Source organism: Micromonospora sp. KC723, from assembly GCF_004348595.1.
Classification (GTDB): Bacteria; Actinomycetota; Actinomycetes; order Mycobacteriales; family Micromonosporaceae; genus Micromonospora.
The window spans coordinates 137,859-160,929 of sequence record NZ_SMKD01000001.1 but is presented as its reverse complement, the minus strand read 5'-3'; the positions used below and the strand labels follow the sequence as shown (position 1 = coordinate 160,929).

Below are 23,071 nucleotides of genomic sequence, written 5' to 3'. Positions count from 1 at the left end.
CGGACCGGCCCAGGTGGACGCCACGCCGACCGGAGCGACCGTCGCTGATGGACCGGCGGGGGCGGGTAACGTCGCGCGGGTGACGACGCTGCGGTTGCGCCCCGAGGACCCGGCCGACACCGCTCCGGTCCGCCGGGTGTTGGCCGCCGCGTTCGCCCGTCCGGACGGCACCACCCCTGGCGAGGCGACGCTCGTCGAGGAGTTGCGGGGCAGTGGGGCGTGGATTCCCGAGCTGGCCATGGTGGCCGAGTACGGCGGCGAGGTGGTCGGGTACGCCCTGTTGAGCCGCGTCCACGTCACGTCCGACACGGTCCGGTGGCCGGCGTTGGCGCTCGGGCCGGTCGGGGTGGCCCCACACCGGCAGCGGATCGGCCACGGCAGCGCCGTGGTGCAGGCCGCCCTGGACGCGGCCACCGAGTTGGGCGAGCGGCTGGTGGTGGTGCTCGGCGACCCGGCCTACTACCGGCGGTTCGGGTTCGGCCCGGCGGATCGGCTGGGGCTGACCAGCCCGTGGTCCGGTCTCGGTGAACCCTGGCAGGCGCTGGTGCTGCCGCCGGACGTCAGCGGCGTACCGGCGCCGCCGTCGGGCGAGGTGGTCTTCCCGCCTCCCTGGTCCCGGGTCTGACCCGCGGTCAGGTTGGTTGGGTGCGCAGGTAGCGGCCGAAGTGCGGGACGGTGAAGGCGACCGTGCCCCGCTCGCCGGAGTAGATCAACCCTTTCTTGATCAGCGCGTCCCGGGCCGGGGAGAGGCTGGCCGGCTTGCGCCCCAGCGCGCGGGCGATCTCGGCGGTCGGCACGGCCGCGTCCATGTCGTCCCGGCCACCGCCGTCGTCCTCCCCCTGCACCAGCGACAGCGTCGCCATGGCCCGCATGTACTCGCGTTCGGCCGGGGTGGCCCGCTCGAAGCGGGAGCCGAAGAAGCCCACCGCGAGTTCGGCCTCCGCCTCGGGAGCGGCGACCCGGACGTCGGACTCGGTGACCGGGGACCGGGGCGCGTGGTCCCAGGTGGCCTTCCCGTACGCCTGGACGAAGTACGGGTACCCGCCGGACTTCTCGTAGAGCAGGTCGAGGGCCTTCTGCTCGTACTCGACCTCCTCCCGCGCCGCCGGCGCGCAGAGTGCCTGGTCGGCGGCGAGCCGGTCCAGCCGGTCGATGCGTTGGTAGCGGAAGAGCCGTTCCGAGTACGACTTGGCCGCGCTGAGCACGGCCGGCAGGTGCGGCAGGCCGGCGCCGACCACGATCAGCGGGGCGCCGAGCTGGGAGAGTTCGTGGCAGGCGGCGCAGAGCGCGGAGACGTCCTCGGCGCCGAGGTCCTGCATCTCGTCGATGAAGACGGCGATCCCGGTGCCCACGTCGGCGGCGACCCCGGCCGCGTCGGTGAGCAGTTCGACCAGGTCGATCTCGATGTCGCCGGAGTCGGCCCGGCCGCTGCTCGCCGGCACGTCGATGCCGGGCTGCCAGCGGTCCCGCAGCTTCGGGGCGGCGGCTCCGCGTGCGGTCGGCACGGTGCGCTGCGCGAACGCCTTGAGCACGCCGAGGAAGGCGTCGATGCGGTCCGGGGCCCGGTGCCGGGGCGCCAGCTCGCGGACCGCCATGTGCAGGGCGGCGGCGATCGGGCGGCGCAGCGACTGATCCGGCCGGGCCTCGATCTTGCCGGTACCCCAGAGCCGGTTGATCGCCTGGGAGCGGAGCGTGTTGAGCAGTACGGTCTTGCCGACGCCGCGCAGGCCGGTGAGCATCAGGCTCCGCTCGGGGCGACCTCGGGCGATGCGTTCCAGGACGACGTCGAAGACGTCCAGTTCCCGCCCCCGCCCGGCGAGTTCGGGCGGGCGCTGACCGGCGCCGGGAGCGTACGGGTTGCGGACCGGATCCACGCATCGCACAGTATCGACCCGTCTAGCCGTGGACCTAGAGATGGCTAGAGGGAGCTACCGGCGTGTCTTCCGCCCTCGACCTGAAACTAGGGCTCTCTAGCGTCCACGCTAGAGAGCCCTAGTTTCGGCTACCGAGGTGGTCAGCGCTGCCTCAGGCAGAGGACGAAGTCCAGCGAGTCCAGCTCGCTGTCGTAGAAGAACCAGTCCGTGTAGCCCGCCACCGCCCCACACTTCGCCTCGGCGTCCTTCTCGCCGCTGGTCTGGCCGTCGAACCGGCGCAGCACCTCGTACGTCTGCGGGGCGCAGTCGGCGATCAGCAGCTTGGGCTTCCCACCGACCGGCCCGGTGTTGCGGACGCATTCACCGACCTTGACGAAACGCGGGTCCGCCGAGGAGGCCGGCGCGGGCGCGGTGGGCAACGCCCCCACCGCCCCCGGCACCGGGGCGTCCGGTCCGGTGTTCGTGGTCGGCCCGGCCTCGGTCGGCGACACCCCGTCGTCCGTCGCGCCCGCCCGGTACCACAGCACGGCCGTGCCCCCGAGCACGGCGGCCGCCAACACGGCCAGCACCGCCCGCAGCGGGCCACGCCCGCGCCTCGGGCGCGGCGGTGTCGGCCCGGCCAGGTACGCCGGCGAGCCGCCCGGCTGGTACGGCACCGTCGGCGGCTGGTACCCGACGGTGGTCTGCCCGCCCGCCTGCCAGCCCTGGGTGCCGGGCGTTGCGCCCGACTGCCAATCCGGCGTGGCGGGCGTCTCGCCCCAACCGCTCCGGCGGGGCGGATCCGGCGTGGCGTCGTACGCGTCGCCGGGGCGTCGCCCGTCCCACGGCGGGGGCGCACCGTGGGGGGGTTCGTAGTTCGCCATCCAGCCTCCCGCGTACTCCACTGCCGAGGAAGTTCGGTCACCCTCGTCGGAATCCGACACCTGGTCACCGTAGCGTGGCCCACCGATGGGCTCATCTCTCTCACGTACGACGACCGGACCAGCTCTGGTCTGGACCGCGCTGGCGCTGGTCTACGTCCTCTGGGGTTCCACCTACCTCGGCATCCGGATCGCCGTGGAGTCGTGGCCGCCATTCACCTCGGCCGCCCTCCGCTTCGCCGTGGCGGCGCTGGTGCTCGCCGCCGTCCTGCGGCTGCGCCGGGGACCGGGGGCGTTGAGGGTGGATCGCCGGCAGCTCGGCTCGGCCGCGCTGGTCGGCGTGCTGCTGCTGGCGGGCGGTAACGGGCTGGTGGTGCTCGCCGAGTCCGGTCCGCCCGCGACAGCCGTGCCGTCGGGCATCGCGGCCCTGCTGGTCGCCACCGTCCCGCTGCTCGTGGCGCTGCTTCGTACGGCCACCGGCGACCGGCCCCGCGCATGGACCATCGTCGGGGTGACCGTCGGTTTCCTCGGCCTGGTGCTGCTGGTGCTTCCCACCGACGACACGGCAGCGGTGCCGCTGGCCGGGGCGCTCATCGTGGTCGCGGGAACGGTCTGCTGGTCGGTCGGCTCGTTCCTCTCCGGGCGACTGCGGATGCCCACCGACCCCTTCGCCGCCACCGTGTACGAGATGGTCGCGGGGGCCGCCGCGCTGGCCGGGCTCGCTCTGGCCCGAAACGAGCTGCGCGGCTTCTCGCCGGGCGACGTGACCGGCCGGTCATGGGCCGCGCTGGCGTACCTGACGGTCGCCGGCTCGCTGGTCGCCTTCACCGCGTACGTCTGGTTGCTGCACCACGCGCCGATCTCGCTGGTCGCCACGTACGCCTACGTGAACCCCGTGGTGGCGGTCGCGCTCGGCGCGCTGTTGGTCGCCGAGCCGGTCACCGCGCAGGTGCTGGCCGGCGGCGTGGTGATCGTGGCGGGGGTGGCGCTGGTGGTAGGCAGTGAGCGTCCCCGGCAACCGTCCGGGAAGGTCGCCGGGGCGGCGGGGAAGTTCGCGCGCCGGTAACGTCCCGACCCGTGTCCGTCGGCCTGGTGACCGCCGCCGCGCTGCTCGGCGCTCTCGCCGGTGTGCTGTCCGACCGGGCCATACCGGTGCTCGCCCGGCGCTTTCCCGGCTCGGGCCCACCGATCACGCCGGGCCTGCTTGCTGCCGGTTCGGGTGATTCGCCCGGCTGCGCCGACCGGCCGCCGCCATCGGCTGCGGCGGGCCTGATGGCCGGCCGCGCCGGCCGATCTACGGGACGGATCCGGGCGGGTGCGGTGCTGGGTGCCGTCGGGGCGGTGGTATTCGGTGGGCTGGCCGCCGTGCGTGGCCCCGAGCCCGCCCTGCCCGGGTACCTGCTGGTGGCCGGCGGTGGGCTGGTGCTGGCCCGGGCCGATCTCGCCTGCCTGCGTCTGCCCGACCCGCTGGTCGCGGCCACCGCCCTGGCCGGCGGCGCCGGCCTGGTGGCCGCCGCGGTGGCCACCGGGACGCCGGTCCGGCTGTGGGCCGCGCTCGCCGGGGCGGTGCTCTCCTTCACCGGGTACGCGCTGCTGGCCCTCCTGCCCGGCTCGCGACTCGGTTACGGCGACGTGAAGCTCGCCGCCGTCCTCGGGCTGCCGCTCGGCTGGCTCGGCTGGCGGGCCCTCGGGCTCGGCCTGCTGCTGCCGCACCTGCTCAACGGAGTGGTGGTGCTCGGTCTGCTGGCCGCCCGCCGGGTTCGCCGGGACACCGCCCTCCCGTTCGGCCCGGCGCTGCTCGCCGGCGCCTGGCTCGCCGTGCTGCTCACCTGACCGTCACTCGCCCGCCCCGCGCCGCCCGCCTGCCTGGTCGACTCCGTTTGCGCCGACACGCGGGGCCCAGGGCCGGCCCCACTTCCACCATCCGGGTCGGGTGCGGGTGGGGTGGTCAGGCTCGATCGTGTGGTGCGGGCGGGTCGTGGGCTCAGATCAGGCGCAGTTGGCGGTCCCTGGGCCGGCGCGGCTCCGCCTCCCCGAACCGTTCGAAGAGGCCCGGGTCGATCACGTCGAGGAACGGCGACGGCCGGCACTCGCGTTCCGCGCCGTGCCGCACCCGGCGGGCGGCGTGACTGACATAGAGGCGGTCCTGGGCCCGGGTCAACCCGACGAAGAAGAGCCGCCGCTCCTCGGCGACCGCGTCGTCGTCCGGTTCGCTGCCCGGCCAGCGCAGCGGTAGCAGCCCGTCCTCCGCCCCGACCAGGAACACCACCGGAAACTCCAGGCCCTTCGCCGCGTGCAGGGTGAGCAGGGTGACCGCCTCGGCGCGGGGGTCGAGGGCGTCCACCTCCGCGCCGGTGGCCAGCTGGGACAGGAACAGCTCCAGGTCGTCGCCGCAGCGCCGGGCCAGCGGGGTGAGCAGGTCCACCGCCACCCGGACGTCCTCGGGGCGTACCGCGTGGGAGCCGTCCAGGGTGGGGATGGCGAAACGCTCGGCGAGCACCTGGCCGGCGAGGCGGACCCGGGCGACCAACGCGCCGTCGAGCCCGGCGTGCCGCAGCTCGCGGGCGATCGCCGGCACGCCCGGCCGGTCCCGCAGCCGGTCGTGCGAGCGCTTCTGCACCGGGATGTTCGCCCGGGCCAGGGCGTCCACGATCGGGGCGGCCTGCGAGTCGGTGCGGTAGAGCACCGCGATGTCGGAGAACGACAGCGAGGTGGACCGGCCGTCGATCCGTCCCGAGTCCAGTGACCGGTGGGACAGCCCGCCGACCAGCTCGTCGATGGTGCGTACCACGAAGTCGGCCTCGTCGGCGACGGAGGCCGCCGGGTAGCGGCCGACCAGCGGGGCCTCGGGGTCGAGCCGGGCCGGGTCGAGCCTGCGGCCCCGGACCAGCGACGACGGCGCGATCGCCTGCACCGCGGCGGCCAGGATCGGCGCGGAGGAACGGTAGTTGCGGTTGAGCCGGACCAGCCGGGCGTCGGTGAAGTCCTGCGAGAAGCGCAGGAAGTAGCCGACGTCGGCACCCCGGAACGAGTAGATCGCCTGGTCCGGGTCGCCGATCGCGCAGAGGTTGCCGTCGGCGGGGCTGAGTAGGCGCAGCAGGTCGTACTGGACCGCGTCGACGTCCTGGTACTCGTCCACGAAGATCCACCGCCAGCGTTCGCGGTAGTCCCGGACCAGCTTCCGGTCGCCGCCGAGCAGCGCGACCGGCAGGGTGAGCAGCTCGTCCAGGTCGACCAGATCCCGCTTGCGCAACAGGGCCGTGTACCGGGCGTCGTCGTCGCCGGCTTCCGCGCGGGCGGCGGCCCGGTCCGCGTCGTCGGCGATCCGGAAGTCGGCCGGTAGCCCGGCCGCCGCCGCGTTCTCGCGCAGGATGGTCAACCCGAGCGAGTGGAAGGTGCCGACGGTGACGTCCTCGGCCACCGGACCGAGCAGGCTGTCGAGGCGCTGCCGTAGCTCCTCGGCGGCCCGCCGGGTGAAGGTGATCGCCAGGCACTGCTCCGGGAAGACGTTCAGCTCGGCGCAGAGGTACGCGATCCGGTGGGTCAGCGTCCGGGTCTTGCCGGTGCCCGGCCCGGCCACGATCAACAGCGGCCCGCCCGGCGCGGAGGCGGCCACCCGCTGCATGGCGTCCAGCCGGTCCAGCAATCCGGTGCCGACCTCCTCCATGCCGGCCAGCATCGGCTCGAACGGCTCGTGCGGCGAGGGCGACGGCGCGATCGGCGGCGGGGGCGGCGCGGCCTTCCGCTTCGGCTCGGCCTTCGCCGCCGCCGGCCGCCTGGCCTTCGGCGCCGGCTCCACGGGGGTGCGCTGCGCCGGCACCGGTACGTCGAAGAGGGTGTCCTGGGTCGTCGGCGTACCGCCCGCACCCACCTCGGCGGGGTCGAACAGCGTGATCACGCCGTACTCGCCGTCGTAGCCGGGCACCCGGCGGACGTCGCCGCGCCGCAGCCGCCCGACTCCCTCGGCGAGCAGTTCGCCGCCGACCCGGCCGATCTCCTCCAGCGGGGTACGGGTGAGGATCTCCAGTTCCGGGCCGAGCGCGGCGACCAGCTCGTTGAGCTTCCCCTCGACCTTCTTCGACCGGGCGCCCACCCTGTTGATCTCGCCGAGGATCTCGGCCAGCGGCACCAGGTGGGTCACCTCGCGGGCTTGTGCCGGCCGGTGTCCCGCCGGCCGGTCGGCCAACTCCTCCACCCGGCTCAGCACGCCCACGGTCAGCGGTTTGCCGCACTCCGGGCAGCGTCCGCCGGCCTCGCGGGTGCGCTCCGGTGACCAGTTGACCCGACAGAGGCGGTGCCCGTCGGCGTGGTACTTCCCCTCCTCGGGGAAGAACTCGATCGTCCCCGCCAGCCCGTCACCGGTGCGCAGCGCCTCCCGGATGGCGAAGTAGTCCCGGGCGGAGGAGAAGACGGTCGCCTCCCGGGCCAGCGCGGGCGGCGAGTGCGCGTCCGAGTTGGACACCAGCCGGTAGCCGTCCAGGCTGCCGACCCGCCAGTTCATCTCGGGATCCGAGGAGAGGCCGGTCTCCACCGCGAAGACGTGCTCGGCGAGGTCGGCGTAGCAGTCGGCGATCGCGTCGAAGCCGGACTTCGAGCCCAGCGCCGAGAACCAGGGCGTCCAGATGTGCGCGGGCACCAGGTAGCCGTCGCCGCTGGCCTCCAGGGTGATCTCCAGCAGGTCCCGGGAGTCCAGGCCGAGGATCGGCCGGCCGTCCGAGCCGAGGTTGCCGATCCGGCCCAGCGCCGCGTTGAACCGCCCCACCGCGTCCAGGTCCGGCAGGTAGATCAGGTGGTGCACCTTGCGGGTCCGGTCGTCCCGTTTGTAGATCGTGGAGATCTCCACGCTGAGCATGAACCGGACCGGGTCCGCCTCGGCCGTGCTCGCCAGTCTCGGTGGCAGGCGGCGGGCGATGTCCCGCTCCGCCTCGGCGTCGAGCCGGTACAGGCCGGGCTCGGCGGGACGCAGGGTCTCCCGAAGGTGGTCGTACCAGGCGGGATGGGTGAAGTCCCCGGTGCCGAGCACCCCGATGCCCTTGCGCCGGGCCCACCAGCCGAGGTTCGGCAGGGTGAGGTCGCGGCTGCACGCGCGCGAGTACTTCGAGTGGATGTGCAGGTCCGCGACGAACGGCGGGAGGCCACCGGGGGGTGCGGCGCTGAACGGAGGCACGCCGCATCCTGTCACGAGTGGTCCACTGCCCGCCCGCCGCCACGCGTACGCGTGACCTGAGCAATCCGGTGCTGGACTGCGCGCCCTGGGCGCGCTATGGGGCACGCAGCTCGACCAGGGTCACCTGCGGCGGGGCGCCGACGCGGACCGGTGGGCCCCAGAATCCGGCGCCGTTGGTGACGTAGACCTTGGTGCCGTCCACCTCGCCCAACCCGGAGACCACCGGCTGCTGGAGCCGTACGGCCAGGTTGAAGGGGGCCATCTGGCCGCCGTGGGTGTGCCCGGAGAGCTGGAGGTCGACCCCGAACTTCGCCGCCTCGCGCGCGGCCACCGGCTGGTGGGCGAGCAGCACCACCGGCCGGCTGGTGTCCCGGTCGGCGAGCGCGGCGGCGTAGTCCGCGGGCGCGGCCAGGCCGGTGCCGGCGGCGGTGACGTCGTTGACGCCGGCCAGGTCGAGCACGCCGCCCCGGGCCCGGATCTCCTGGCGTTCGTTCTGGAGCACCCGCAGGCCGAGCCGGTCCACCTCCCGTACCCACTCCTCGACTCCGGAGTAGTACTCGTGGTTGCCGGTGACGAAGAAGCTGCCGTACCGGGAGCGGAGGTCCCGCAGCGGCGCGGCGGCCTCGCCCAGTTCGGCGACCGAGCCGTCGACGAGGTCACCGACGACCGCGACGAGGTCGGCGTCGAGCCGGTTGATCATCGCGACGATCCGCTCGGTGTGTTCCCGGCCGCGCAGCGGCCCGAGGTGGATGTCGGCGACGGTGGCGATGCGCAGCCCGTCCATGCTCCGGGGCAGCTTGCCCAGGGGGATCTGCACCCGGTCCAGTTGCGGCGGACCCATGGCGGTGCGGACGCCGTACCCGGTGATGCCCGTGGCGGTGAGACCCACGAAGATCGCCGCACCCCGGGCGAGCAGCAACCGGCGGGCCTTGTCGTGGTCCGGCTGGTCCACGGTGACGGTGGCCGGCGGGTCGGCGGAACCGGCAGCCCCGACCAACACCGGCGTCGGTGCGGCGGCGGGCGGCGCGTCGACCGCCGTCCGGCGGCGCAGCACCAGCTTCGCCGCCGCCATCGGCACCTCCAGCACCAGCAGGACGACCAGCAGGTAGAACATCACCGCGAGCCAGAGGTAGCCCGGCCAGGCCAGCCAGGACGTCCCGAGGAGCCGGGTCGTGATCATCGTGATCGGTACGAGCAGGGCGAGGACGAGCGCGACGAGGCTGCCGGCCCTGCGCCACCGGCCCGGCCGGGTGGTGTCCTTGACCAGCCGCTTCCACAGGTAGAAATGGATCAGGCCGGTGATCAGCGTGAGGGTGGCCACGAAGGCCACGGTTGCCAGCATGCCAGCCCCTTCTCAGCCGCCCGCGAAGGGCGGCAGCACGTCGATCGTGGACCCGGCCGACAGCGGCGTCTGCCGATCATGACAGACCACGCCGTCGACCAGAAAACTCGCCGCCGCCAGCACGGCCGCCATCCGCTGGCCGTGGCGGTCGCCGAGCTCACCGACGAGTTCGTCCAACGACCGGCCCGCGGGCAGGTTCTCCTCGGTACGTCCGGCGGCGGCCCGGGCTCCGGCGAAGTAGCGGACGGTTACCTGCACCGCTCAGCCTCCGATCGCCGACATGGGCCGGGACGGTTGCAGGAAGGTGGGGTCGTCGATGCCGTGCCCGGCCCGCTTGACCCGCATGGCGGCCTGCCAACGCCGGGCCAGTTCGGCGTCGTCCGCCCCGGCGCGCAGCGCGCCGCGCAGGTCGGACTCCTCCGTGGCGAACAGGCAGTTGCGGACCTGACCGTCGGCGGTGAGCCGGGTCCGGTCACAGTCCCCGCAGAAGGGGCGGGTGACCGTGGCGATCACGCCCACCCGGGCCGGGCCGCCGTCGACCAGCCAGGTCTCGGCGGGGGCGCCACCGCGCCCGGCCGGGTCCGGGGTGAGGGTGAACTCCTGCCCCAGCGCGCCGAGGATCTCGTGCGCGGTGACCATGGTCGCGCGGTCCCAACCGTGCTGGGCGTCCAGCGGCATCTGCTCGATGAACCGCAGCTCGTAACCGTGGTCGAGGGCGAATCGCAGCAGCGCCGGGGCCTCGTCGTCGTTGACCCCGCGCATCAGCACTGAGTTGATCTTGACGGGGGTCAGGCCGGCCCCGGCCGCGCCGGCCAGCCCGGCGAGCACGTCGGCCAGCCGGTCCCGCCGGGTCAGCGCGGTGAACCTCTCCCGGTCCAGGGTGTCCAACGACACGTTCACCCGGTCCAGCCCGGCCTCGCGCAGGGCGGGCGCGAGCCGGTGCAGGCCGATGCCGTTGGTGGTGAGCGAGACCCGAGGGCGGGGGGTGAGCGACGTCACCTCCGCGACGATGCCGGTCAGCCCGGGGCGGATCAGCGGCTCACCGCCGGTGAAGCGCACCTCGGTCACGCCGAGCCGTTCCACCGCCACCCGGACCAGCCGGACGATCTCGGCGGGGGTGAGCAGTTGCGGCCCGGCCAGCCACGGCAGCCCTTCGGCGGGCATGCAGTAGGTGCAGCGCAGGTTGCACTTGTCGGTCAACGAGACGCGCAGGTCCCGGGCGACACGGCCGTACCGGTCGACGAGGACGCCGTCGGTCGTCGGAGCGGCGGTCACCTGTCGACGGTAGCGCGCCCACGCCCGTCCAGCGTCGCGCGGGCGGCCCGGGTGACCGCATCGCGGTATGCCGTCCCGAACATGGCGGTGTGCACCAGCAGTAGATGGAGTTGGTGCAGCGGCACCCGCTCCCGCCAGCCGTCCGCCAGCGGCCACGCCTCGCGGTAGGCGTCCACGATCCGCTCGTGGTGCGGGGGGCCGCCGAAGAGCGCCAAGGCCGCCAGGTCGGTCTCCCGGTGCCCGCCGTGTGCCGCCGGGTCGACCAGCCACACCCGGTCGTCGGCGCCCCAGAGCAGGTTCCCGGGCCAGAGATCACCGTGGACCCGGGCCGGCGGCTCGTCCCCGCCGAACTCGCCGATCCGCGCCACGACCCGCTCGACCAGCGCGGCCTCCGCCGGGCCCAACGCGCCGGTCTCCACCGAGCGGCGCAGGTAGGGCAGGAGCCGCCGCCGGGCGAACCAGTCCGACCACGGGCCCCGGTCGGGGGTGTTGTCCTGCGGCAGCGCGCCGATGAAGCCGGTCCACTCCGCCCCGAACGTCGCCGCCCCGGCCCGGTGCATCCCGGCCAACTCCCGGCCGAACCGTTCGGCCGCCTCCGGTGAGGGCTCACCCGGCTCGATCCAGTCCAGGGCCAGCAGTTCCGGCAACGCCACCACCACCTCCGGCACGGGGACCGCGCCGGCCGCCCGCAGCCAGCGCAGTCCGGCCGCCTCGGTGGCGAAGAAGCCCGCCGGCATCGGCCGGTCGGCCCGCTCCAGCCAGGTCTTGGCGAAGACCGAGTGCCCGTCGTCGAGGGTCAGCCGGGAAGCGGCGCAGATGTCGCCGCCGGAGACCGGCGTCTCCCGGATCCGCTGATGGGTCAGGAAGGTGGGCAGGTGTTCCGGGTGCGCCCGCAGGTACGCCAGGTCCATCAGCGCAAGGTAACCGCTCCCGGCCCGTCGCGTCGGCGCTCGACGGTCGGGAAACGCGCCGACCTGCAATAACACTGTCCGTATCTGTGGATATCCCGAGTGTCGTCCACAGGGCCTGTCGGTACGGCCCGACGGGTCGCAGGCTGCCTCCATGACCGCCCCCGACCGCCCCCGACTCACCGTCCGCTCACCCGCCGACCTCCTCGCCGCCGTGCCGTACCTGCTCGGCTTCCACCCCGCCGACAGCGTGGTCGTGGTGGCGACGCGGGGCCGGCGCATCGTCTTCGCCGCCCGCGCCGACCTGCCCGCCCGGGGCGCGGACCCGCGACTGCCGGCCCGGCACCTCGGTGAGGTCCTCACCCGGCAGGACGCCGAAACGGCCGCCGTGCTCGGGTACGGCGCCGCCGATCGGGTCACCCCCGCCGTCGACGCGGTACGCGACGCGCTCACCGCAACGGGGCTGGCCGTGCTGGACGCCCTGCGGGTCACCGACGGGCGGTACTGGTCGTACCTCTGCGACGGGGCGGACTGCTGCCCGCCCGACGGCACCCCGTACGACCCGGGTGCCAGCCAGGTCGCCGCGGCGGCGGTCTTCGCCGGCCAGGTGGCTCTGCCCGACCGGGCCGCGCTCACGGCGCGGGTGACGCCCGCCGACGGGCACGACGCGGCGGCGATGCGCCGCGCCGGCGTCCGGGCCGAGCGACGCCTGCTCACCCTGCTGGAGCAGGCTCCCGCCGCCGATTTGCTGGATGGCCGGGCGGTGCGGGCCGCCGGGGTCGACGCGGTCCGGGCCGCGCTGCGCCGGCAACGCCGGGGCGAGCGGCTGACCGACGACGAGGTGGCCTGGCTGACCCTGCTTCTGACCCACCTGCCCGTCCGCGATCACGCCTGGGAACGCACCGACGGGCGGGACGAGGACATCGCCCTCTGGAGTGACGTGCTGCGCCGCGCCGAGGAGGAGCTGATCGGCGCCCCGGCCAGCCTGCTCGCCTTCGCGGCCTGGCGGGCCGGGCAGGGAGCGCTCGCCGCCGTCGCGTTGGAGCGGGCTCTGGCGGCGCACCCCGACTACACGCTCGCCCAACTCCTCGACGACCTGTTACGGCGGGGCGTGCCCCCGTCCGACCTGGACGGTTGGCCGGCCGTGGGCGAGCCCTCCCGGGTGGTACGCCGCAGACGCCGCCGCAAGATCTGATGTCGCTTCCGGTCGGAAGCCGGATCCGGGGATGTCCAGGGCCGCACCGCCCCGCCTGGCCGCGTCGTACGGCGTACTTGGTGGCGGTCGAGGCCGACCTCGCTCTTGGTGGTCTGGAAGCACTTCCGACCGCCCCGTCGAACGCCGGCGACCCGGATCGGTACGTCGAACGCTTCGCAGTTGTCTGGGCCGACGCGACAACCGGCGGGTGACAAGGCGGATCGGGTCAGTGGAGGATGCGGTGTGGTCCGGCGTACACGTTCATCGCACGTCCGCGCAGGAACCCGACGAGCGTCATGCCCGCCTCCTCGGCCAGGTCGGCGGCGAGGGTGCTGGGGGCGGAGACCGCCGCGAGCAGGGGTATCCCCGCCATCCAGGCCTTCTGCGTCAGCTCGAAACTTGCCCGGCCGGAGACCAGCAGCAGGTGCCCGGCCAGCGGTAGCCGCCGCTGCCGTACCGCCCAGCCGACGACCTTGTCCACGGCGTTGTGCCGGCCGACGTCTTCGCGCAGCACCACCAGCTCCCCGTCCGGGCCGAACAGCCCGGCCGCGTGCAGGCCGCCGGTGCGGTCGAAGACGCGCTGTGCCGCCCGTAGCCGGTCGGGCAGTTCGGCCAGCAGCGTGGCGGGCACGGCGAGCGGGTCGTCCGCGACGGCGAAGCGGGACCGGGTCCGTACCGCGTCGATGCTGGCCTTCCCGCAGACCCCGCAGGAGCTGGTGGTGTAGAAGTTGCGCGCCGCATCGGTGGTCGGCTCCGGGACACCCGGCGAGAGCACCACGTCCACCACGTTGTAGGTGTTCGGGGTTTCCGCCCCGGCGCAGAGCTGCGCGGTGTGCACGTCCTCGTCGGCGCGGATCAGCCCCTCGGTGAGCAGGAACCCGATCGTCAGGTCCAGGTCGTCACCGGGGGTGCGCATGGTCACCGTCAGCGGGCGTCGACGGCCCGGCCCGGCCGGCCCGACCCGGATCTCCAGGGGCTCCTCGACCGCCATGGTGTCCGGCCGGCGCAGCGCCGCCCGCCCCTCGGCCGCGTCGAGGTCGATCCGGAGTACACCGCGCCGGTCAGTCGCCCGTCCCATCCCGCCATCCTGCCCCGCCCGACCGGCGCCCCGCACGACGCCCACCGGGCCAGGCGGTCGCACGGTAAGCTCGGCCACGACACGCGCCGGAGCCGGGCGCGGATACGGTGGGCGGGTGACGGCGTACGCGGCGGTGGTGCTCGCCGGTGGGGCGGCCCGCCGGATGGGCGGGCGGGACAAGCCCGGGTTGCCGGTCGGCGGCCGGCCGATGCGGGAACGGGTGCTGGCGGCGGTCGCCGACGCGGCCCCCCGCATCCTGGTCGGGCCGGCCGGACCGGCCCCCGACGGCGTCCTGGTGACCCGGGAACAACCCCCGGGCGGTGGCCCGGTGGCGGCAGCCGCGGCCGGGCTGGCCCTGGTGCCCGCCGGTACGGCCACCGTCGCCCTGCTCGCCGCCGATCTTCCCCTGCTCACCCGGGACGCCGTCGCCGCCCTGCTCGCCGCGCTGAACGCGGACGACCCCGGATCGGAGGGTTCGGCGACCCCGGACGGGGCCGGGGCGGATGACGCCGGGCCCGACGGGGTGTGTCTCCTCGACGACCGGGGGCGGCGGCAGTCGCTGTGCGGAGTGTGGCGGACCGGCCCCCTGCGGGCCGCGCTGGACCGGCTGGCCGTCCGCCGGGGCGGCACCCTCGGCGGTGCCGCCGTGCGGGAACTGCTCGCCGAACTGGCGGTCCGCGACCTGGCCTGGTCCAGTGGGGGCCCGCCGCCCTGGTTCGACTGCGACACTGACTCCGACATACGCCGGGCGGAGGAGTGGACACGATGACGGTGCTGGACGACTGGGTCACGGCTACCTGCGCGGAGTTGGGGCTCGACCCGGCGGACGTACCGGTACCGGTGGTTCTCGACCTGGCCAGGGACGTCGCGCACCAGGTGCTGCGGCCGGGTGCCCCGGTCACCGCGTACCTGCTCGGAGTCGCCGTGGGGCGGGGCGCGGACCCGGCGGTGGCGGCGGCCCGGCTGACCGGACTCGCCGGCGCCTGGCCGGTGGAACTGGGCGGCGACCGCCCGCGCTGAGCACGGCCGGTCGGGCGTTGTCCGATCCCGGTCGGGGTGGATTCGTTCTCCGGCCGGCCTGGGTAGGGTGGCCGTGACGGACGGAGGCGATCATGACGGCGGACCACCCCTCGATGCCGGCCAGTGATCAGACCGGCGCGGCGCCGGAGCATCACGAGTCGGTCCTGCTGGACGAGCCGACCACGGCTGACCTGCGGGCCAAGGTCACCGAGGCGTGGCGGGAGTTCGCCCGGGCGCTGGGCGAGCGGCTGCGTACGCTCCCGGTAGGGGCGCACCTCGAACTGACGCTCGACCCGACCGCGTCCGGCACCGGCGACGCCGTCTACTCGGTCAGTGTGGAGGTCGGCGAGGGGCGGGTGGTGGCGCGGGCCGTCGGCAACGCCACTCTGCCGCAGGGTTACCGGCTGGACCGGGCCGCCGTCGCGGACATGATCGCGCTGGGCTGGTCGCCCCCGGGGGTGCTGGAGGGCTCCGGGGAGGACTTCGGCCTGGAGGGCTCGACCGACGACGCGACGAAGCTGGCCGCGCTGCTCTCCCGTACCCTGCGGGACGTCTACGGGACGCCGCACCCGGCCTTCCTCGTCTACCTGATGCACGACGCCGAGGGCCGGCCGCTGCCGGTGGAGCCGCTCGGCACGGCCCGCAGCGAGTTCGGCCCGGACCGCGACGTGGAGGCCGACCTGGACGAGGCGCTGGCCGCCGCGCCAGCGGGTGTCGACGGCGACGTCATGGCGCTGGAGGACCGGGTGCGCACGGTCGTCTCGACCATGTTGAAGTCCAAGTCCGACCGACTCCAGGTCGACTCCGACGGCGACATCAACATCCGTGCCGGCTCGGCCATGGTCTTCGTCCGGGTCCGCGACAACCCGCCGTTGGTCGACGTCTTCTCCCCGGTGCTGACCGAGGTCGAGCCCACCGAGCGGCTGTACGTGAAGCTCTCCGAGCTGACCAACCGGATGCCGATCGGCCGGCTCTACTGCGCCGACGACACCGTCTGGGCGTCCATTCCCGTCTTCGGCCGCAACTTCCAGGCCACCCATCTGATGCTGGCCGTGCAGGTGATGACGGGCCTGGCCGACGAGTTGGACGACCGGCTGCACGGCGAGTTCGGCGGTAAACGGTTCTTCGTCGAGGGCGACAAGCCGGGCCGGCCGTCCGTGGAGTCCGACCACCGGACGGGCATGTACCTCTGACGGCCTGCGGGGACCGGGCCGACCGCGCCGGTCCGGGCGGTCGGCGGCTCAGCTCGTGGACGGCCCGACGCCGGGGGACTCGACCAGCCGGGACAGCACGATGGTGCTGCGGGTGGAGGTCACGAACGACTCGGCGCGCAGGCGTTCCAGCGCCTCCTCCAGGTGGGAGATGTCGGCGGCCCGTAGGTGGACGAGGGCGTCGGCCTCGCCGGAGACGGTGTACGCGCCGACCACCTCCGGGTGCCGCCGGGCGGCCACCCCGATCTGGGCGGGGGTGGTACGGCCGGCGCAGAAGAGTTCGACGAAGGCCTCGGTGGTCCACCCCACGGCGGCCGGGTCGACCACGGCCGTGAAGCCCCGGATCACCCCGGTGGCGCGGAGCCGGTCGACCCGCCTCTTGACCGCCGGAGCGGAGAGTGACACGCGGGCTCCGATGTCGGCGTACGACGCCCGAGCGTCTGCCACGAGCAGTGCAATGATTCGCTGGTCGACCGCGTCTATCTGCAACGTTTCGCCTTCGGAAAGCAATGGTTCTGGCTGTTACCGACGTTGTAGGGTACCTACTCTTGGTCACCGTGAACCAGCAGCGAGTCTCGCGAAAGCGGACATATCTGATGTGCTCGCCCGAGCACTTCGCCGTCGAGTACGCGATCAACCCGTGGATGGACCTCACCACGCCCGTCGACGCGGAACTGGCGGTCAAGCAGTGGGACCGGCTGCGGGAGACCCTGCTCGGGCTGGGCCACGAGGTGCACCCGCTCAACCCCGAGGCCGGACTGCCGGACATGGTGTTCGCGGCCAACGGTGCCTTCGTGGTGGACGGGACGGTCTACGGCGCACGGTTCAAGCACGGGCAGCGGGCCGCCGAGGCTGCCGCCCACCGGGCCTTCTACGAGTCGCAGGGCTGGCGGTTCATCGCCCCGAGCGAGACCAACGAGGGCGAGGGCGACTTCGCGTACCTGCCGGAGGCACACGGCGGCCTCATCCTGGCCGGTCACGGCTTCCGCACGGAACTGGCGGCACACGCCGAGGCGCAGGAGGCGCTCGCCCGCCCGGTGGTCTCGCTGCGCCTGGTGGACCCCCGCTTCTACCACCTCGACGTGGCGCTCGCCGCGATCGACGACGGCAACATCGCCTACTACCCGGGGGCCTTCTCGGTGGCCAGCCAGCGGGTGCTCGCCCAGCTCTTCCCCGACGCGGTGCTCGCGGACGACGCCGACGCCCTGGCCTTCGGCCTGAACCTGGTCAGCGACGGCCGCAACGTGGTGCTGAACAGCGAGGCCAGCCGGCTGGCCGGCAACCTCAAGGCGGCCGGCTACCAGCCGGTCCCGGTCGAGCTGACCGAGTTGAAGAAGGGTGGCGGCAGCGTGAAGTGCTGCGTCGCCGAGCTGCGCCGCTGACCCCCGTGGCCGGAGGATCGGCTCAGCCGAGCGTCGCCACCTCGTTGATCACGACGTTGGACAGCAGCCGCCCGTTGAGTTGGACGCTGCGCAGGTACCACTTCTGCTGCGGCGTACGCGGCTGGTTGAACTGCCACACCCCGCGCGGGCTGTCGATCTGACCGATCTTGCCGAGGGCGAGGTTGACCTGCTGTGGGGTCGGGTTCGGCCCGGCCACGCGGAGCGCCTTGTCGAGCACCTGGGCGGCGTCGTACGAGGCCATCGCGTACGTGGTGGGAGAGCTGTTGTAGGTCTTGCGGTACGCCGAGGCGAAGACCCGGTTGGCCGAGTTGTTCAGGTCGGCCGAGTAGTTCGAAACGGTATGGATCGTCCCGGGCAGCAGGTTGTCGTTATCGTCGACCAGCAGGCTGCGTACCTCGTTGAGGACGTTGCCCTCGGTGAGGAAGCCCGGCGCGTAGAGCGGCCCCTGGTAGGCCGGCCGGCCGCGCCGCAGCTGCCGGATGAACTGGATCGCGGCGGGGCCGGCGAAGTTGCAGACCAGCGCGTCCGGGTCGCGGTTGAGCGCCTGCCGGATGTAGGGGGCGAAGTCGCTGTCCCCGGGGTTGGGTTTGGCCGTGGTCCAGACGGTCTCGTCGGCGATGCGCGGGTCATCGGTGCCGAATGCCTGCCGGAAGCCCTGCACCACGTCGAGGCTGGCGCTGCTCTCGGGGGCGATCACGGTGACGCGGCTACCGGGGGCCATCCGTTCCTTCAGGTACTCCCCGAGAGCCCGGCCCGGCTCGTCAAGCACGTACGAGGTGCGCCAGATGTAGACCACGCTCTGCAGGCTGACCGGGGAGGCGTTCGACCCGACCAGCGGCACCTTGGCCTGTTCGACGATGTCCCGGATGCCGGACATCACCGCCGGGTTGGCCACCCCGGTGAGCGCCAGCACGCCCTCCTTGAGCAGGCCGTTGACGGCGGCCTGCCCGCTCTTGGCGGTGTCGCCCTCGTCCCGCTTCTCCAGGGTCACCGGGTGCCCACCGAGGTGCTGGTCGTTCAGCGCGAGGTAGAGCTCGAAGCCGTTGGTGATCTCCTGGCCGACGGCCTTGCCGGCGCCGTTCTCCGGCGCGACGAGACCGATCTTGATGGGGTTGCGCTCCGGAACCGCCTCGCTGTCGTCGGCGTCGGTGCCGCAGCCGGCGACCAGGCCGGTGGTACCGAGCGCGGCCAGGAGTTGGAGGGCCCGCCTGCGGTTCATCTGGGACACCGAAATCCTTCCGGGAGTGTTGCGGGGCGTCACCGCCCCTCGGCGTTCTACCTGCTCGGCGACGCTGCGTCAATGGCTAATGATCTTTGTGCAAGGACTGCAACGCATCCCTGACCTGCGGCCATGCCGCCGATTTCGGATCGATGAGCCCGAAGTGCTCACATTCCGGCAGCTCAACGAGGGTGACATCACCACCGGCCGCCCGAGCGGCGGTCGCGTAGCCGCGACTGAGCGCGGCCGGCACCTGACGGTCCCGCAAACCATGCAGGATCACTGTGCGTGCCGGTGGGGGTACCAATGTCCGTGGATCGGCGACCGCGTACCGCTCGGGGTACTCGGCCGGGCTACCGCCGAGCAGCGCCGCCACCGCGCCCGAGTCCAGGTCCAGCCGGTACGCCTCGGCCAGGTCGGCGACCGGGGCCAGGGCCAGCACCCCGCGTACGCCGGCCGGGGCGTGCGCGGCGACGTACAGCGCGAGGTGCCCGCCGGCCGAGTGGCCGAGCAGCAGCGGCTGCCCGGACGCGACCCGTCCGGGCAGGGCACGGGCTGCCAGGTCGGGCAGGGCCGCCACCCCGGTCAGCGCGTCCGCCAGGGTGCCCGGCCAGCCGCCGCCCGGCTGGCCGGTGCGCCGGTACTCCAGTTGCGCCACCGGCCAGCCGAGCCCGGCCAGCGCCGCGGCCAGCGGACCGGTGTGGGCGCGGTCGTACGCGGCCCGCCAGAAGCCGCCGTGCAGGATCGCGACCAGCGGCCGGAGCGGGCCGTCGCCGGTCGGCTGGCGCAGGTCGACGACCTGGTCGGGGTGGTCACCGTAGGGAACCGTCAGGTCGGGTGGCGGGGCCGGACGGGTGAGCACGGCGCGCGGGTCGGCGGGCATGCCGGCGACGGTAGCCCGACCGGCGGCGGACGGGTGACCGGTCCCACCTCGTGCGGCTCGCGGGGGTGGGTAAAGATGGGTCCCATGACCGAAGCGCACTCCGTTGGAGAGAACGACGAGCCGGGCCGCGAGCACGCCGGGCACTCGGGCACCGTGGTGGTGGTCGGGCCGGACGGCCGGCCGGTCGGCACCGTGCAGACCGACGAGGCAGCCGGCGAGGATCCGACCCGCCTGGTCGAGCAGCCGGCCAAGGTGATGCGGATCGGCAGCATGATCAAGCAGCTGCTGGAGGAGGTCAAGGCCGCTCCGCTGGACGACGCCAGCCGGCACCGGATGCGGGAGATCCACGAACGGTCGATCGTCGAGCTCAAGGAGGGGCTCGCCCCCGAGCTGCGCGAGGAGCTGGAGCGGATCTCACTGCCCTTCACCGAGGAGAAGGCGCCGAGCGAGGGTGAGCTGCGGATCGCCCACGCGCAGCTCGTCGGCTGGCTGGAGGGGCTGTTCCACGGCATCCAGGCGGCGCTGGTCGCCCAGCAGATGGCCGCCCGGGTGCAGTTGGAGCAGATGCGCTCCGGCCGGCAGGCGCTGCCCAGCGGCCCCGGCGGCATGGTTGCCGGGATGCCGGGGATGAGCCAGCCGCAGGGTGGCGAACACAGCACCGGCCAGTACCTCTGACGGTTCCGGGGCACCGGCGGGCCGGTGCCCCGGCCCGTTCACTCCAGCTCGAACACCTTCTCCAGGTACGCCGCCACACCGTCGGCGGAGTTCGCGCCGGTGACCTCGTCGGCGACGGCCAGCACGGCGGGGTGCGCGTTCGCCACCGCGACCGCCCGGCCCGCCCAGGTCAGCATCGGTAGGTCGTTCGGCATGTCGCCGAAGGCCAGCACCTCCCGTGCGGGTATCCCGAGCCGTTCGGCGTGCCACGCGAGCCCGGCCGCCTTGGTCACCCCGGCGGCGGAGATCTCCACCAGCCCGCTGTACGACGAGTGTGTCGCCTCGGCCAGTCCACCGAGCGCTGCGGCCACCAGCTGCACGAAGGCGTCCGGGTCCTGGTCGCCGGCCCGGGCCAGCAGCTTGACCGCCGGCGTCGCGAGCAGCTCCTCCGGCGACTCGACGGCCCGGATGGCGTCGTGGTCGGCGTCCCAGCGCAGCGGGTAGTGCGCCTCGTGTCGCATCTGCCGGCTGTCCACGATCTCCACGGCGAAGCTCACGTCGGGCACCGCCGCGCGTAGCCGTCGCGCCACCTCGGCGAGGAGTTCCGGGGCGAGCGGGTCGGCCCGCAGCACCTCGTCGGTGGCCGGGTCGTACACCACGGCGCCGTTGGCGCAGATCGCCGGGAGCGGGGCGGCGAGCTGGTCGTACACGAGTTGGAGCCAGCGGATGGGACGGCCGGTGACCAGTACGACCGGCGTGCCGAGCGCGGAGATCCTCGCCAGCGCGGCGGCGGTCCTGGCGCTGAGCGTCCGGTCGTCGGCGAGCAGGGTGCCGTCGATGTCGGTGGCGACGAGTCGGGGTGGGACTCCCATCAACGGGAGAGTAGTCGGTCCAGGTAGACCGCGACGCCGTCGTCATCGTTGCGCAGGGTGATCTCGTCGGCGGCGGCCCGGACGTCCGGGTGGGCGTTCGACACCGCCACCCGCGCCCAGCCGGCCCAGCCGAACATCGGCAGGTCGTTCGGCTGGTCGCCGAAGACCAGCACCTCCGCCGGGTCGACGCCGAGCCGCTCGGCGACCACGCTGAGCCCGGTGGCCTTGTCCACCCCCGGTGGGCTGATCTCGACGAAACCCAGGCCGGCCTGGGTCAGCGTGGCCGCTTCCGGCGGAACGATCCGGCGGGCCACCGCGAGCAACTCGTCCACGTGGTGGTCGGCGGTCCGCGCGAACGCCTTGATCACGTCGCCGGAGAGGCACTCCGCCCGGCTGCGTGCCTCGAACCGGTCCTGGTACGGCCAGCTCGGGTGGTAGTCGCCCCAGAGCGGCGCGTCGTGCTCGTCGGACGCCTCGACCATCACGGTCAGCGGGCCCACCGCGGCCTCCAGGTCGGCCAGGAGCGCGGCGAGCACCTCACCCGACAGCCGTTCGTCCCGGAGCACCACCGGGCCGGCCGGGTCGGTCTGGTCCACCACGCGACCGCCCCCGGCCATCACCAGGAAGTCGGCGGCGCGGATGTCGTTGCGGGTCAGCTCCGCCAGCCGGGGACCACGACCGGTGGCGCCGACCACCGGGATGCCGGCGGCCCGCACCCGGTCGAGCACCTCGTGCGTGTACGCGGAGACGGTCTCGTCGCTGCGGACGAGCGTCCCGTCGAGATCGGTGGCGATCAGCTTGGGCAGTCCCGGGCGGGTCACGTTTCCTCCTTCGCCCGCCGCCGTCGCAGCCAGCCGTTCTCGGTCGTCGGTGCCTCGACCGGAGTTGACGGCGGGCAGCAAACGTACCTCGGGGAACCGGTCGCAACCATGACTTCCCGGCGAATCGGGTGCCAACCTGGGGTAGCCGTATCCGTACGTTGGGCGATGCCGCGACGACGGGGCGTGCGGTGCCCGCAGGACGGTCCACGACGGCCGGGCACGACACGCCAGGTGGACGGCCGGGTCCTTCGCCGCCCGCCCCCCGTTTCGGTTAGCGTCGGGGAATGCCTATCCGTACCGCTTCCGCAAGCTGGCAGGGCAACCTCACCGAGGGTGCCGGGACCGTCCGCACCGGCAAGGGTGGCCTGACCGGTAACTACTCCTTCAAGTCGCGTTTCGAGGAGGGCGAGGGGACCAACCCCGAGGAGCTCGTCGGCGCCGCGCACGCCGGCTGCTTCTCGATGGCGCTGTCCAAGCAGCTCGCCGACGCCGGCGCCACCGACACCTCGGTCGACACCACGGCCAAGGTGCACTTCGACAAGACCGACGCCGGTATGACCGTGACCCGGATCGACCTGGAGACGGTCGGCCGGGTGCCGGGCATGGACGAGGCCCAGTTCGCCAAGCTCGCCGAGGCCGCCAAGGAGAACTGCCCGATCTCGCGGCTGCTCTCCCCGGGGGCCCAGATCACCCTGGATGCCCGACTCGCCGCCTGACCCGTTCAGCGCCGCCCGGCCCGCTCACCTGGGTGGACCGGGCGGCAATCTCCCTGGCCGGCCGGGCGAGTGCGCCACCCGAGCCGCAACGGGCGGCGGCGTAGCGCTCCATGCCGGGTGCGGGCCCCTGCCGTTCGGGGCGGGGTCGGGGACAATGGGCGGCGTGCCGGTGGAGATGAGCCGTGAGCGCTTCGAGGAACTGGTCGGCGAGGCCCTCGACGAGGTGCCCGAGGAACTGCTCGGCCTGATGAGCAACGTGGTCATCCTGGTCGAGGACGATCCCCCGCCCGGTGAGGACCTGCTCGGCCTCTACGAGGGGCACGCCCTCACCCAGCGTGGCTGGGACTACTCCGGCGTGCTCCCGGACCGGATCCTCATCTACCGTCACCCGATCCTGCGGATCTGCGACACCGAGGACGACGTGGTCGACGAGGTGGCGGTGACCGTGGTGCACGAGATCGCCCACCACTTCGGCATCGACGACGAGCGGCTACACGCACTGGGCTGGGGCTGAGCGCCCAGTCGGCCGGTGTTCGCCGTTGCGCCCACTGCCTACCGTGGGAGGAGCACAAC

The 23,071-nt window shown here is 73.6% G+C and carries 24 protein-coding genes; 11 read left to right on the top strand and 13 right to left on the bottom strand.

Going from position 1 to position 23,071, the window contains the following annotated elements:
- Positions 1–79: 79 nt before the first annotated feature.
- Complete coding sequence (locus E1165_RS00780) at positions 80–625, top strand: GNAT family N-acetyltransferase (protein ID WP_132386611.1); 546 nt, start codon at positions 80–82, stop codon at positions 623–625.
- A gap of 7 nt (positions 626–632) precedes the next feature.
- On the opposite strand, the gene E1165_RS00775 is transcribed toward E1165_RS00780, so the two are convergent.
- Positions 633–1,874: an ATP-binding protein gene (locus E1165_RS00775; RefSeq protein ID WP_132386609.1), complete on the bottom strand. Its 1,242-nt coding sequence runs from the start codon at positions 1,872–1,874 to the stop codon at positions 633–635.
- A gap of 140 nt (positions 1,875–2,014) precedes the next feature.
- Entirely contained in the window at positions 2,015–2,530 is a 516-nt protein-coding gene (locus E1165_RS00770) for a hypothetical protein (RefSeq protein ID WP_132386659.1), read from the bottom strand.
- A gap of 292 nt (positions 2,531–2,822) precedes the next feature.
- On the opposite strand from E1165_RS00770, the gene E1165_RS00765 reads away from it, so the two are divergent.
- Together E1165_RS00765 and E1165_RS00760 are read left to right on the top strand one after the other, a co-directional pair.
- Entirely contained in the window at positions 2,823–3,800 is a 978-nt protein-coding gene (locus E1165_RS00765) for an EamA family transporter (RefSeq protein WP_132386607.1), read from the top strand.
- Between the two features lie 11 nt (positions 3,801–3,811).
- Positions 3,812–4,567, top strand: a complete 756-nt coding sequence (locus E1165_RS00760; RefSeq protein ID WP_243704516.1) for an A24 family peptidase — start codon at positions 3,812–3,814, stop codon at positions 4,565–4,567.
- Between the two features lie 151 nt (positions 4,568–4,718).
- Here the strand turns inward: E1165_RS00760 and E1165_RS00755 are convergent, their stop codons facing one another.
- The 5 genes from E1165_RS00755 to E1165_RS00735 all read right to left on the bottom strand — a co-directional run bounded on the left by E1165_RS00755 (position 4,719) and on the right by E1165_RS00735 (position 11,429).
- Complete coding sequence (locus E1165_RS00755) at positions 4,719–7,901, bottom strand: UvrD-helicase domain-containing protein (protein WP_132386605.1); 3,183 nt, start codon at positions 7,899–7,901, stop codon at positions 4,719–4,721.
- 94 nt (positions 7,902–7,995) lie between these two features.
- Positions 7,996–9,243 (bottom strand): metallophosphoesterase, encoded by a 1,248-nt coding sequence (locus E1165_RS00750; protein ID WP_132386603.1) that lies wholly within the window; start codon positions 9,241–9,243, stop codon positions 7,996–7,998.
- Positions 9,244–9,255: 12 nt separating this feature from the next.
- A complete protein-coding gene (locus E1165_RS00745) occupies positions 9,256–9,501 on the bottom strand; it encodes a MoaD/ThiS family protein (RefSeq protein ID WP_132386601.1) in 246 nt (81 codons plus the stop codon).
- Positions 9,502–9,504: 3 nt separating this feature from the next.
- Positions 9,505–10,518 (bottom strand): GTP 3',8-cyclase MoaA, encoded by a 1,014-nt coding sequence (gene moaA, locus E1165_RS00740; protein WP_132386599.1) that lies wholly within the window; start codon positions 10,516–10,518, stop codon positions 9,505–9,507.
- Positions 10,515–11,429 carry a fructosamine kinase family protein gene (locus E1165_RS00735; protein ID WP_132386597.1) on the bottom strand — a complete coding sequence of 305 codons (915 nt, stop codon included), beginning with the start codon at positions 11,427–11,429 and terminating at the stop codon, positions 10,515–10,517. Before E1165_RS00735 ends, moaA begins: the two co-directional genes overlap by 4 nt.
- 151 nt (positions 11,430–11,580) lie before the next feature.
- Here E1165_RS00735 and E1165_RS00730 point away from each other — a divergent pair, with 151 nt between their 5' ends.
- Positions 11,581–12,621 carry a DUF4192 domain-containing protein gene (locus tag E1165_RS00730; RefSeq protein WP_132386595.1) on the top strand — a complete coding sequence of 347 codons (1,041 nt, stop codon included), beginning with the start codon at positions 11,581–11,583 and terminating at the stop codon, positions 12,619–12,621.
- 226 nt (positions 12,622–12,847) lie between these two features.
- On the opposite strand, the gene fdhD is transcribed toward E1165_RS00730, so the two are convergent.
- The gene (gene fdhD, locus E1165_RS00725) at positions 12,848–13,699 is read right to left on the bottom strand and encodes a formate dehydrogenase accessory sulfurtransferase FdhD (RefSeq protein WP_132386593.1); all 852 of its coding nucleotides are present in this window, start codon (positions 13,697–13,699) and stop codon (positions 12,848–12,850) included.
- Between fdhD and E1165_RS00720 the strand changes: the two genes are divergently transcribed.
- From E1165_RS00720 to E1165_RS00710, 3 genes are all read left to right on the top strand, one after another.
- Complete coding sequence (locus tag E1165_RS00720; protein ID WP_132386591.1) at positions 13,611–14,468, top strand: NTP transferase domain-containing protein; 858 nt, start codon at positions 13,611–13,613, stop codon at positions 14,466–14,468. The two genes, fdhD and E1165_RS00720, sit on opposite strands and share 89 nt — an antisense overlap.
- Positions 14,465–14,719, top strand: a complete 255-nt coding sequence (locus tag E1165_RS00715) for a DUF6457 domain-containing protein (RefSeq protein WP_132386589.1) — start codon at positions 14,465–14,467, stop codon at positions 14,717–14,719. Before E1165_RS00720 ends, E1165_RS00715 begins: the two co-directional genes overlap by 4 nt.
- Before the next feature lie 92 nt (positions 14,720–14,811).
- The gene (locus tag E1165_RS00710) at positions 14,812–15,912 is read left to right on the top strand and encodes a hypothetical protein (protein ID WP_132386587.1); all 1,101 of its coding nucleotides are present in this window, start codon (positions 14,812–14,814) and stop codon (positions 15,910–15,912) included.
- A gap of 48 nt (positions 15,913–15,960) precedes the next feature.
- Here E1165_RS00710 and E1165_RS00705 read toward each other — a convergent pair whose 3' ends face one another.
- Positions 15,961–16,419, bottom strand: a complete 459-nt coding sequence (locus E1165_RS00705) for an Lrp/AsnC family transcriptional regulator (protein ID WP_132386585.1) — start codon at positions 16,417–16,419, stop codon at positions 15,961–15,963.
- A gap of 59 nt (positions 16,420–16,478) precedes the next feature.
- Between E1165_RS00705 and ddaH the strand changes: the two genes are divergently transcribed.
- A complete protein-coding gene (ddaH, locus tag E1165_RS00700) occupies positions 16,479–17,312 on the top strand; it encodes a dimethylargininase (RefSeq protein WP_371687283.1) in 834 nt (277 codons plus the stop codon).
- Positions 17,313–17,334: 22 nt separating this feature from the next.
- On the opposite strand, the gene E1165_RS00695 is transcribed toward ddaH, so the two are convergent.
- Positions 17,335–18,561 carry an ABC transporter substrate-binding protein gene (locus E1165_RS00695; protein WP_132386583.1) on the bottom strand — a complete coding sequence of 409 codons (1,227 nt, stop codon included), beginning with the start codon at positions 18,559–18,561 and terminating at the stop codon, positions 17,335–17,337.
- Between the two features lie 76 nt (positions 18,562–18,637).
- Complete coding sequence (locus E1165_RS00690; RefSeq protein ID WP_132386581.1) at positions 18,638–19,435, bottom strand: S9 family peptidase; 798 nt, start codon at positions 19,433–19,435, stop codon at positions 18,638–18,640.
- Between the two features lie 75 nt (positions 19,436–19,510).
- Here E1165_RS00690 and E1165_RS00685 point away from each other — a divergent pair, with 75 nt between their 5' ends.
- Entirely contained in the window at positions 19,511–20,110 is a 600-nt protein-coding gene (locus E1165_RS00685; RefSeq protein WP_132386579.1) for a bacterial proteasome activator family protein, read from the top strand.
- Between the two features lie 38 nt (positions 20,111–20,148).
- On the opposite strand, the gene E1165_RS00680 is transcribed toward E1165_RS00685, so the two are convergent.
- Positions 20,149–20,961: an HAD family hydrolase gene (locus tag E1165_RS00680; protein WP_132386577.1), complete on the bottom strand. Its 813-nt coding sequence runs from the start codon at positions 20,959–20,961 to the stop codon at positions 20,149–20,151.
- Entirely contained in the window at positions 20,961–21,782 is an 822-nt protein-coding gene (locus tag E1165_RS00675; RefSeq protein WP_132386575.1) for an HAD family hydrolase, read from the bottom strand. The genes E1165_RS00680 and E1165_RS00675 overlap by 1 nt, the downstream gene beginning before the upstream one ends.
- Positions 21,783–22,066: 284 nt before the next feature.
- Between E1165_RS00675 and E1165_RS00670 the strand changes: the two genes are divergently transcribed.
- Both E1165_RS00670 and E1165_RS00665 read left to right on the top strand, forming a co-directional pair.
- Entirely contained in the window at positions 22,067–22,498 is a 432-nt protein-coding gene (locus E1165_RS00670) for an OsmC family protein (protein ID WP_132386573.1), read from the top strand.
- Between the two features lie 169 nt (positions 22,499–22,667).
- On the top strand, positions 22,668–23,012 hold the full coding sequence (locus E1165_RS00665) for a metallopeptidase family protein (RefSeq protein ID WP_207916364.1): 345 nt from the start codon (positions 22,668–22,670) through the stop codon (positions 23,010–23,012).
- Positions 23,013–23,071: the final 59 nt, after the last annotated feature.